Origin of the sequence: Pedobacter sp. Hv1, from assembly GCF_001412215.1 — a bacterium.
Taxonomy (GTDB): domain Bacteria; phylum Bacteroidota; class Bacteroidia; order Sphingobacteriales; family Sphingobacteriaceae; genus Pedobacter.
Genome location: NZ_LLWP01000009.1, coordinates 78,624 through 89,955 on the forward strand (window position 1 = coordinate 78,624; position 11,332 = coordinate 89,955).

The 11,332-nt window shown below is 41.2% G+C and carries 7 protein-coding genes and 1 pseudogene; all 8 read right to left on the reverse strand.

The features are described 5' to 3' along the window. Positions 1 to 6: 6 nt before the first annotated feature. A complete protein-coding gene (locus tag AQF98_RS16535) occupies positions 7 to 255 on the reverse strand; it encodes a hypothetical protein (protein ID WP_200911915.1) in 249 nt (82 codons plus the stop codon). Between the two features lie 250 nt (positions 256 to 505). Next, entirely contained in the window at positions 506 to 1,798 is a 1,293-nt protein-coding gene (locus AQF98_RS16540) for an amidohydrolase family protein (RefSeq protein ID WP_055133079.1), read from the reverse strand. A 3-nt stretch (positions 1,799 to 1,801) separates the two neighbouring features. Then, positions 1,802 to 2,914, reverse strand: coding sequence for a TlpA disulfide reductase family protein (locus AQF98_RS16545; protein WP_055133080.1), 1,113 nt, complete (start codon positions 2,912 to 2,914; stop codon positions 1,802 to 1,804). Between the two features lie 8 nt (positions 2,915 to 2,922). Further along, the gene (locus tag AQF98_RS16550) at positions 2,923 to 4,320 is read right to left on the reverse strand and encodes a RagB/SusD family nutrient uptake outer membrane protein (RefSeq protein WP_055133081.1); all 1,398 of its coding nucleotides are present in this window, start codon (positions 4,318 to 4,320) and stop codon (positions 2,923 to 2,925) included. A 20-nt stretch (positions 4,321 to 4,340) separates the two neighbouring features. Continuing rightward, the gene (locus AQF98_RS16555) at positions 4,341 to 7,850 is read right to left on the reverse strand and encodes a SusC/RagA family TonB-linked outer membrane protein (protein ID WP_055133082.1); all 3,510 of its coding nucleotides are present in this window, start codon (positions 7,848 to 7,850) and stop codon (positions 4,341 to 4,343) included. An 18-nt stretch (positions 7,851 to 7,868) separates the two neighbouring features. Next, positions 7,869 to 9,062: a FecR family protein gene (locus tag AQF98_RS16560; RefSeq protein WP_161805883.1), complete on the reverse strand. Its 1,194-nt coding sequence runs from the start codon at positions 9,060 to 9,062 to the stop codon at positions 7,869 to 7,871. A 74-nt stretch (positions 9,063 to 9,136) separates the two neighbouring features. Then, the gene (locus AQF98_RS16565; protein WP_082435128.1) at positions 9,137 to 9,649 is read right to left on the reverse strand and encodes an RNA polymerase sigma-70 factor; all 513 of its coding nucleotides are present in this window, start codon (positions 9,647 to 9,649) and stop codon (positions 9,137 to 9,139) included. 1,005 nt (positions 9,650 to 10,654) lie between these two features. After that, positions 10,655 to 11,329: pseudogene (locus AQF98_RS16570) on the reverse strand (ATP-binding protein); the annotation flags it as partial. Positions 11,330 to 11,332: the final 3 nt, after the last annotated feature.

Genomic DNA, 11,332 nt, shown 5'->3' on the forward strand with positions numbered 1-11,332 from the left:
CTAGGATTAATCCTTTTCATTTTCTCGAATGATCAAATAATAGATGACATACAACCATCCAAAAATTCCTGCAAAAAAAGAAGTTAAAACCGAATTAGTCCTATCCCAACAAATTACAATGGCCAAAACACTACCCATTCCAATGCCACCGCTAATTAGTGTATTGGAAGTTTCATTGCCCTCATGGGCAAAAAGAAAAGTGGTATGGGCGATAAGAAGAATTGTAAAAAAGAGCGTTTTAAGAAGTGTATTCATGTAAGGATATATTTTAGTAAACATAAGAAGTAATTCGCTTTTTTAGTAATCTGGTTTTTTGAATATCTTAACCCACCCAACGATCCCTATCTAGGCTTCTGCCAAGTGTTCTGCCTCAATGGCCTCACTAGCTGCTAGGTCTGTCTGCAATGGTGGAATCTGCAAAAGATCTTCCTACTATAAAATGCCGGTAAAACAAGAAAAGGTGCCGCTTGATTGAAGGACACCTTTTACTTTTAAGCGATAAGCTTTAGGACTTCGGATAAAACTTACCATTTTTGATCACTCCAAAGATGTCTTTGGTCGCAGAGATGTTCTCCAATGGATTACTGTTCAGGATAAGGATATCGGCTCTTTTGCCTTCCGTAATCTGCCCTCTGTCGGAAAGCCCGGTGGCTTCAGCGCCGATCATCGCCGCCGCATGGATCACCTCCTCAGGACTGAAGCCACATTTACTCACCATCAATGCCATCTCTTCATGAATGTTAGGAAGCGCAGTACCTTCAGGAATCATCCAGTCTGTTCCTACAGATACCTTTACGCCAGCCTGATGCATCCTTTTGGTGATGTAAAAGGCATTGACATCATATCCTTTGTTTAAGGAAGACAAATAAATGGTAGCATCCAGAATCACATTGTTCTTTTTCATCAAAGCCATTAAAGGATTGAGTTGAGGGAAATCCATTTTTAATGCAGAATATCCATTGTGATCATTGACCATTTTCCCATTCTTTCCTACCTGCTCCCATGGTACATCATGAGCGTGAGAAATGACTTTTACCCCAGCATTAACCGCTTCTGAAGGGATGGCAGGCATGATTGTGGCATGTGACCAGACCTGCATCTTCTGCAAAGTGGCTTCTGTTGCCAGTTTTTTCACCATTGCTCCCGAGATATCCGAATAGATTTTTATTCCTGTTGCACCGCTTCCTTTGGCCATGGCAATGATATCATGGGCATTGTCTTGCTCATTAACGGTTTGACGCCAGCCAATGGACTGATTTTCCAGGCCCAATATTTCCCTGTCACCCATCATTTTCATGTAGTTGGGACCGGCGAGAAAAGCCACATAAAAAATATCGGGTGAAGGAATCTGATCGAGATTTGCCGAACGCTGATAACCAGCCACTAAACGCCCGTCGCCACCCATATCTCGTACGGTAGTAATGCCACCCATTAATACGCGTTCAAGATCATGATGTGTTCTTTTGTTTAACTCTTCTATGGTACCTTCGGTGATGGTACCCAGGTGAACATGCGTGTCGATTAATCCAGGCAGAATGAATTTGCCATTCAGGTCCATCACTATTGCTGCTTCATATCCCGCTTTTTGGGGCTGGCCCTTAGGAATAACGTCGGTAATGAGGCCGTCTTCTAGATAGACATCTGCAATTACTGCCGGAGAATGGAGCTTTCCATTGATTACAGTGCCATTTTTTAAAATCGTTTTTACCGTTTTCTTAGGCCCGCTTTGCTGTCTTTTCTGTGCAAAAATACCCAAAGGTAAAAGACAGAGCACTAAGATTATTTTCAGTTTATTCATCCGTTATTTGTTCAAATTGTGATTCAGTAATTCTTCCAGTTCTTTTTCTGAGATGTTTTGTGCTATAACTTTTCCGGTTTTATCCAGAAGGAATACGGTCGGTAAGCTGACTACACTATACTTTTGAGCCACTGTAGAATTCTTTATTCCGCTGAGCTCTGATACCTGAATCCATGGAAGGCCGTCTTTTTTTACTGCATTTTCCCAGAGGTTGCGCTTGTCGTCCATAGAAACAGAAACCATTTCGAAACCTTTATTTTTATACTGCTGATAAATAGGTTTTATCTTCTGATTTGCTGTACGACAAGGAGTGCACCAAGAGGCCCAAAAATCGATGACTACATATTTTCCTTTCAGTGCAGATAGTTTAAAGGATGTTCCAGCCAAGGTAAACAGGTTGAAATCTGGCGCCTGCTGTCCGACGAGCGATGCAGCAGCTTTCTGATCGTACAATTTGAGTAGTTTTTTGTATTCCGGGGCATAACTGAGCTCCGGAGAAAACAGGGACTTCATTTCCTGAAGTTCTTTCAGGTTCATCACTTCAAATTGTGGCTTCATGATGTTTAATACGGCGAGTGAGGCAGGGTATTTACGAATGTATTTATACTTAATGTCCATTTCTTTGGCATTCAAAGCATTCATTTCCTCACCTTCTTTAATTCGCTCTTCCTTTGGCAGCTTATCGTAGCGCCCTGCAATCTCTCTCATTTGTGCAGATAGAGTTGCCGTTTCAGTCTCATAACTTTCTTTAATTCCCATTTCTGTTCCGCCATGGATCTCTTCCTTGTTTTTCCAGTCGCTTTGCATCAGCAGCTGATAGTTTTCATTTTCCAGAAACAGGCTTAAAGACCTCCGTACTTTTTTAATCTGAACGGCTGCAGAGAGTGGATGTTGAACTACGCCTTTAAATTTGAAGGCTCCGTTAATAACGGTTGTACTATCGATCAGTTCGCGACCTTTCTCTGTAAATTTATAGAGGTAGGCAACAGAAGGTTGATCAAAGTCTGCAATTCTGCCTGTAATTTGGTAACCTGTTTGTGCGGATACCTGATTTTTTGCCATCAGGAGCATTAGTCCTGTCAGCATCATATTTCTAAGGATTGAAGTGTTTTTCATCTCTGGTCTTATCTTGGATTACGTTCAATATTCGGATTCAGTAATAATACTTTAGGTGGGATCTGCTGTACAAAATTCTTAGAACCAGCAAGTAATTGATAGGTCTCTGTAGTGTTCCCCCTGGTATAATTCCGTTTAAAGCGACTGTCGTTGTCTAGTCGTCTCATGTCAAACCAGCGTAGTCCTTTACCAAAAAGTTCTCTTCTGCGTTCGTCAATCACAAGCTTTAGGGCTTCATCAGCGGTAGCAGCAGTCAGGTCAGCATAATCGGCGGGCTTAAATCTTTTCTTTCTTAAATCATTCAGTAAGGTTAATGCCGGAGCAATCTGACCACCTCTAGCTTCTGTCTCTGCAACAATAAGCATCATTTCGGGAACACCAATATTAAAGGAGAGTTCCGTATTCAGATATAAAGGATAAGGCTCGGTAGTTGGTTTACCGTTGGTTTCAAAATTTGTGAAGCTGAATACATAACGTAAATCTTTGGTGCCGAGGATGCTTAAGAAATCTGGAGAAATCGATGATCTTGTCAGAATTGTTCCGAAACTGGTGACTTTATAAGAGATCATTTCCGGATGTAGGTACACAACAGGCAGGTTGTTAACACCTGAGTACGGTTTCAGGGGGTCTTTAAAACTGAGTGTATTGAAGTCCAGTAAGGTATTCTTTTTTTGTAAAGCAAGATTGGCGTATTGTTTTGCTTCTGGATAATTGTCCATACTCTGGTAAACTCTTGCCAGTAGCGCCAGAGCAGCTGTTTTGTTATTCCGGTAAACGTTGCGTGCGACATCAGGAAGCTGATCTTTTGCAAGTAGTAAATCTTTTAGGATCAGGTCATAGACTGCCGCTACGGTAGCCCTTTTTGGCTGTGCCTCCAAGTCCGGAACTGTCAATAAGGGAACGCCAAAATCTGTACCGGCACTTGCTGCTTCATAATCTTTAGCATAGATATTAATCAGGCTCCAATAGGCATAAGCGCGGTTAAAATGGGCATCGCCAAGTACTTCTTTGCGTTGAATTTCTGTGCCATCTTCCAACTTTTCGACATCCTGAAGGATGATGTTTGCATTGTAGATGTTGTTATACATTGGGTCCCAGCCGCCATCGGTTTCAGTTTCAATGTACAGCTCAGGCAACCACTTATAGGCTTTTGTGGTATTGGAAGTCAGCGAAGCTAATATTCTGGCGTCGCTGAGGTAAGTATTGTCCGATAACCGTTCTAAAAGCGCATTACTGTTCGAAGAATAAGAGGGATTGGCTGCCAGCTCTTCATAATCTTTGATGTATTTGGGAATAAACTTTCCTTTTGGGGTAACGTCCAGAAACTTCTCACAGCTGGTAAGGCTTAAAGCAAGTAAGATCAGGAGGCTGTATGGTTTCATCAGTATATAGTTTGATGTTTTCATCTTGTTGTTGATTTAGTGATTTAAAGCGTAATGTTAAGACCTATAGTGGTGACAATGGGCTCTGGTAAGGCATAAGTGTAACCGCCTCCTGTACCGCCCATTCTTACGGCCTCAGGATCAATACCGTATTTGTTGGCTTTGAACAGGTACAGGTTGTTCATTTGGGCAACCACTCTGATGGCTTTAAAAGGTGTTCTTTTCAGGTATTTTGGATTTAAGCGGTAGCCTAACTGCACTTCCCGCAGTCTGACAAATGAAGCATCAATGATGCTGTTACTTGATAGCGTAGCTACTCTGGAATAATCGTCGCTCAGGTATTTTAATTCAGGAATTGCAGGGATTTCTGTAAACTGCTCATCTCCAGGTTTGCGCCATCTGTTAACGATCTGGTTATTATAGCTGCCGCTCCAATCGTATCCATACATATTTGGCATCTCCCGACGGGTCACATGGCCGTAGTTAAATACGAGAAAAATCATCGCCTCAAATCCTTTATAGTTAAAGCTATTGGTCCAGCCACCAGTTACTTTAGGTCTGTATGTACCACTGTATTCCAGAGATCCTATGTTTGGAATGTATATTTTGTTTCCGTTTGCGTCATAGGTTTGTGGCCTTCCGGTGTTATCCAGTCCGGCCCATTTATAACTCCATACCGACTCTCGTTCATAACCTGTAAGGAAAATGTCTCTTCCACTGGTTCTGCTAATGGAAGCACTACTCTCTACGAGTTTATTCTCTATGATTTCATTTTTATTATAAGCCAGATTAAATGAACTGTTCCAGTTAAAGCCCTGCCCGGCAAATATCGCTGCCTTTAAGTTGAGCTCAATTCCGCGGTTAACCATACTGGCGGCATTAATCGTTGCTGTTGTCAGACCAACAGTTGGATCGAGGTCTTGGCTTCCTAACAGGTCATAACTGAATTTCCGATAATAATCGAAGGATAGGGAAAAACGGTTCTTTAACAGTCCGAGATCTACACCAAGGTTAAAGGTTTTGGAACGTTCCCACCGTAGTTTTGAATTGGGAGGGGTTTGAAGGCGTGCTACATAATCATTGGCAATGGTATTAAAGAACCTGCTGGCCACAAGAAAAGTGGTGGTAGAATTGAGCCTGTCGAAATTTCCTGTTACACCATAACTCCCTCTTAAGCTCAGGTTGGAGATGCTTTCTATATGATTGTGGAAAAAATGCTCATTACTGATGTTCCAGCTAGCACCAACAGACCATAGCGGAGTTCTTCTGAACTTCGGATCTGCACCAAATAAGTTGGAATGATCTGTTCGGTAACTTCCGCTAAAGGTATAGCGGTCATCATAAGTATAGGCCAAGGTAGAATAATAAGAATACTCACGGGTATCTCTGAATTCAAATCCTTCGTAAGTTGCAGGATCGTACTTGTTGAGGTCTCCATTCCACCAAATGATTCCCTGGGCAGCCAGTAATTTGGCATCTATATTTTGACCGGTCAACAAGTCGTCGTTATAGCCAAGACGGCGGTTTCTGTTGGTCTGATTTACCGATTTACGCAAATCAAATCCAGCAATGATATTGATATAATGTTTCTCTTTAAAAGTGTTGGTATAGTTTAGCTGGTTACGTAAGGCATAATTGTTATACCCCGTATTTCTGAAATCCAAAACATCACCCTTAGGGATATTGAAAACCAATTTGCCACTGGCGTCGGTAGAAGTCAGACGGTTGATCAAGCTACGTGTGTCATACCCTTTTTCCGACATCAAGTTTCTGTTATCGTTTGTGGTCTTTTCATAAATGAAATCATTAGAAAAGCTTAAGCCTTTAATGATTTTCCAGTCGGCCCCAACCCTGCTTTTTAGCCCCCAACCAGATGCCGTATTTTTGGCCTGACGGTTTTCTTCCAGCAGGTTAAATCCGTTATCCAGATAACCCAATCTCATCAGCCTGTCGTTTTCTATTTTATTGAAACCAGTATAATCATAGACGTAATTTCCCTGGGCATCCTGTAACATCTGATAAGGCATCAGTGACCTGATTTTGCCTTCAAGACCAGAATAACCAGCTTTTGCAGAAATATAATTGGCCGAAAGATCTGTGCGCAAATCAAGAAAAGAAGCCAGTTTATAGGTGTTTCTCGAATTTATGGTCAACGCATCTGAACCAGTGCCAACCGTTCCCGCCTGTTCGTTCTTGTAATTTCCAGATAAAAAATATTGCATTTTATCTGAGCCTCCTGAAAAGGAAAGAAAATGACTCTGACTAAGGCTGGGGCGCAACAGCAAATTGTCGATCTGGTCTTTATTGGACAGTCCGGCCAGGGCAGCGAGCCTTTTGTCTCGTTCTTCTAGGCTGATTCCCCCTGCCCGGTTATAATCATTGAAAATTCCAATGGAAGAAGAGTAACCCGATTTTGAACCGTCAAAAATAGCGGCTTCGATATAGCCTCTGTCATATTGTTCTTTTTGATAGTCGATTAAAGCGGCGGCATCTGCACGGTATAATTTGTCGTAATCCGGTTGATTCATCATGCGAGCATTGCCGGAATAATTGATCTGCAAGTTACCGGTTTTACCCTTTTTAGTAGTGATGACAATCACCCCATTCGCTGCCTGTGAACCCCATACTGCCGATGCTGCAGCATCTTTAAGTACAGATACATTCTCTATTTCATTGATGTCGGGAAATATGGTGCTCACAAATCCGTCGATCACAATCAGCGGTTGTGTTCCTGCACGTAAAGAACTTCCGCCGCGAATGCGCAGGTCGTTTAATCCATTACCACCCTTATAAACGCTCAATCCAGGAACCAGACCTTCCAACATGCCTTCAATGGTTCTGTTGTTTCTGGCTTCTAGTTCTTTTTTATCAATGATGGCATAAGATCCTGGTGCATTTTTGCGGGATAAAGTCTGGTATCCGGTCACCACTACCTCGGTTAAAGAGGAGACATCTTCCTGCATCGTGATGTTCAGGTTATTTCTGCCTTTTACACTGACTTCCTGTTTTTTACACCCGAGGTAATTGAATGATAAAACATCATCCTCATCAGTTCTGATAATAAATCTGCCATTGACATCTGTTGTGGTAGTGGTTTTCGCCTGTAGTGCCCTGATCAATACCTGAGATAATGGGGCTCCATCTTTATCTACTACCAGGCCGGTTACCGTTTGGCTGGAGATTTGTTTTTGAACATTGTTCTTCTGCAGGGGTTTAATGACGATATGGTCTTCCACGAGCTCGTAGCTGTGCTTTCCGCCCAGAACTATAGTCATGAGCTCATCTAAAGATGCATCAGAAACATTTATATCTACTTTTCTCGTCGGGTCAAAAAGATCATTGTTGTAAAAGAAGCCCAGTTCTTGGTGCTGCTGTTTCATGATCTTGAAGACTTCCTGTATAGTGATGTGTTTGGCAGAGATGCTAAACTTCATTCCCTGTGCATAGGCACTGGCAGGAGAGATACAGATGAAAGTAAAGTAAAAGAAAAAAAGAAACTTAAAAAGTGGTAATAAATGGCGTAAACGCCTTTTTCTGGTAAAGGTTTGGTTCATGGTTTGGTGGTTTAAATATTAGGCTTTTGTGATATAGAGGGTACTGTTTTTGAATTCGAATTTTACGGTTGTAGAGGTACTAATAAACTTGAGTACGGTAGACAATGGTTTGTCTTTTTGCATGGATCCAGTAAAGCGGAGTTTCTTTGCTCCATCATTTGTGAAAACAATTTTAATGTGGTACCAACGGGTGATCTGCTCACAAATTTCTTCCAAAGGCATATTGTCAAAGACAAAAACACCATCTTTCCAGGCGTAATCATCATAGGCAAGGCTGACTTTTTCTAGTGCAGGTAATACGTTTACCTTTTTATTGCTGATCCGAATTTTAGAACCCGCCAGCATGCGCTGTTTGTTTCCATGTTTATCGGTCACATTGACAATTCCCTCCACCAGAGCAGTCTCTGCATAATCTCCGCCTTTATAGGCAATGACATTGAAAGCGGTACCTACTGCCTCTACATCCATATGGTCTGTCTTCACGATAAAAGGATGTTTTTTATCTTTGGCGACTTTAAAATAAGCCTCTCCAACGAGTTTTACTTCCCTTATCGCTGCGTTGTTAAAATCGACGCGGTAGGTGAGTTCAGAGCCTGAGTTCACCCAGACATGACTTTTATCGGGCAGAATGATTTCATATTGAGTACCTTCAGGTACAATTAACTTATGGTAGCCCTGCTGACCTTCGCCTGCATTATAGACTAAAACGTTTCCTTTGTTTCTGGCAACGAGGGCATTTTGATTTCCTGAAATGTTTAAGGGCGTCTGGTCTTGCAGTTTTACGTGGTCCCCATTGGGAAGAATCAGCTCTGCATGGTGACTACTGGACCTTACTGCAGCAAATATCAGTTCAGGCCGATTTCCAGATCCGGAATATAGGTTTCGATAGAGAAGTAAACCAATAGCGGAAACTATTGCTAGGACCGCTGCATATTTTAACCACTTAGGGAATAGAGAGGTTCTTAATGGAGCTACAAGAGGAGTACTGATCCTTTTCGAGACTTTTCGCCATGCCCGGTCTACATCAGGAGGATTCACCTGTTCAGTTTTAATCAGGCTGCGAAAAGTTATAAGGTCATCATATTCCTGTCTGTTCCTGAGGTTCAGGTCTAACCAGTCTGACAACTCCTTTTGCTCTTTTACAGTAAGTGGATCAGCAGTGATACTTCTGATCATTAAATCCTGCATTTTTGCTTTTTCTACCGGGTTCATATCCTTCATATATCACCATGACAACTCAGCGAGAAAAAAGGGTGATGCCAGAATTTATTTTTTTACAAAATAATTTAAAGAAAGTAAATGAGCATGGTAAGGTCTTTTAAGCGGGGTCTAAGGATAGAAAAGGCCTTGGTCATTTGTGATTTAACAGTATTTATGGAAATTCCCAGCTCGGCAGCAGCCTCCTTATAACTCTTGTCTTCCAATACACAAAGGATTAATACTTTTCTGCACTGAGGAGGAAGCTGATCTATGGCTTCCATAATTCGTTCCCGGGTTTCTGTAGCGACTAAAGTGTCGCTGTCTGTTGATTCCTCGGGAGGTCCTGTCTTCTGGGCATTGACATAATTCTGTCTGATGTTTTTTGCTTTTATATAGTTCAATGCTGAATTCTTAACAGACCGGTATAGGTAATGCTCCTGCTGAATTTCCAGTTTTTCATTTTGAATGGCCGACCAGCATTTAACAAAAACATCCTGAACTACATCTTCTGCAACTTCCATATCTTTAGTAATGATATTGGCATAATAACAAAGTGTTTTATAGTGCTCACGGAAAAGTTGTTCAAACAGCGTGTACATAATGGCTCGGCCTAATAAGTTGGGGTAGCATTAATTTACCATTAATTTACGCAAAAAATTCCGCTATACCATGTATAACGAAACCCTTCTTCGCAAAATTGATCAAAGAAGATCTATCTTTTAAAGACATTATAGAGGGGTTGATAAATACTAGATGATGCTTATTTAATATTTCTTTTAAAAAAATAAAGGTAAAATTACAATTGCTTTGTGTATCGTTTAGCAGGCTATATCTTTCCAATTAAATCTGCCAGCACCTTTTCCAGTTCTTTTACGCTTAAATTTTTAGCAATTATTTTCCCCTGGAGGTCAATCAGGAAGTTGGAAGGGATGCTTTTGATCGAATATAGTTTTCCGGCATTACTTTTCTCAGTATTCGGAGCGATCACCTGAGTCTATCATCTGGTACATCTGGTAAACCATTCCTGTAGTTCCGGGATCTTTAAAGCTGCCCTTGATGTGAAATGAAGTTTGGCCACATGACCATACTGGAATACTAATCAATGTAATGCGTATTAATTTTTTCATATTGTTTGCTGTTTGTCATTATGACAACTCAAGTGGAAAAAAGGGTGATGCGAATGGATTTATTTTAGCAAACGTTGTGGAAAGGAAGGGGCGACTGCTTTGGTTTGCATTTTGAAGAACCCCTGCAATTTGCAATTGTCAGCATTAAAGGTTGTGTACGAAATGATAAAGGCCAGTGATATGGTTGGCGCAGTATTAGCCATCGCTGTAGCATTGATGCCATTGGTTGCCAATGCTTTCTGTTTGACCTTACTGGAGGAGAAAATACTTTTACTGTAAAATTTGTACCCCTGCTGGAAACAGCCTCTTGCCTTAGTTTAAACACTGAATTTTTTAATGATAGTTATGATCCATGAACTGGATGGATTGCTGTTAAATATACTACAAACACGAATCACCAAAAGGAACATGAACGGGTGATGCATTGCGTGGTTGAGTTCAATTTATTGAAGATAATTATAAGCAAAATTGTTTTCATCATCCTGCCCAACTATCCCTATCCAAGCTTCTATAATGAATAGCTTCTGCCAAATGCTCTGCTTCTATGGCCTCACTAGCTGCGAGGTCTGCTATGGTACGTGCTACTTTTAAGATCCGGTCATAAGCTCTGGCAGAGAGTCCTAATTTTTCCATTGCACTTTTGATCAATAGTTGCCCTGTTTGGTCAATTGCGCAAATCTGCCGCACCATATTTGAACTCATTTGTGCATTAAAATGGAGCATTTCGTTCAACTCAAAGCGTTTATCTTGTACTTCCCTAGCCTTCATTACACGATCCCTAATCAGGCTACTTTTTTCTTCCTCACGAGAAGAAGAAAGTTCGCTAAAATTAACAGGAGTAACTTCAACATGGAGGTCTATACGATCTAATAAAGGACCAGAGATTTTACTGAGGTATCTTTGTACAACACCTGGCCCACATAAACATTCTTTTTCTGGATGATTGAAAAAACCACATGGACAGGGATTCATAGAAGCAACGAGCATAAAACTGGCAGGGTATTCTACCGAAAATTTAGCTCGAGAAATACTTACCCTCCGATCTTCTAAAGGTTGGCGCATAACTTCGAGTACAGCACGTTTAAATTCTGGTAACTCGTCTAAAAAAAGAACCCCATTGTGGGCCAAAGAAATTTCGCCTGGTTGTGGATGGAT

Coding starts and splice junctions, on each gene's coding strand:
- AQF98_RS16535 (WP_200911915.1), bottom strand. CDS start 255: ATGAATACACTTCTTAAAACGCTCTTTTTTACAATTCTTCTTATCGCC.
- AQF98_RS16540 (WP_055133079.1), bottom strand. CDS start 1,798: ATGAATAAACTGAAAATAATCTTAGTGCTCTGTCTTTTACCTTTGGGT.
- AQF98_RS16545 (WP_055133080.1), bottom strand. CDS start 2,914: ATGAAAAACACTTCAATCCTTAGAAATATGATGCTGACAGGACTAATG.
- AQF98_RS16550 (WP_055133081.1), bottom strand. CDS start 4,320: ATGAAAACATCAAACTATATACTGATGAAACCATACAGCCTCCTGATC.
- AQF98_RS16555 (WP_055133082.1), bottom strand. CDS start 7,850: ATGAACCAAACCTTTACCAGAAAAAGGCGTTTACGCCATTTATTACCA.
- AQF98_RS16560 (WP_161805883.1), bottom strand. CDS start 9,062: ATGAACCCGGTAGAAAAAGCAAAAATGCAGGATTTAATGATCAGAAGT.
- AQF98_RS16565 (WP_082435128.1), bottom strand. CDS start 9,649: ATGTACACGCTGTTTGAACAACTTTTCCGTGAGCACTATAAAACACTT.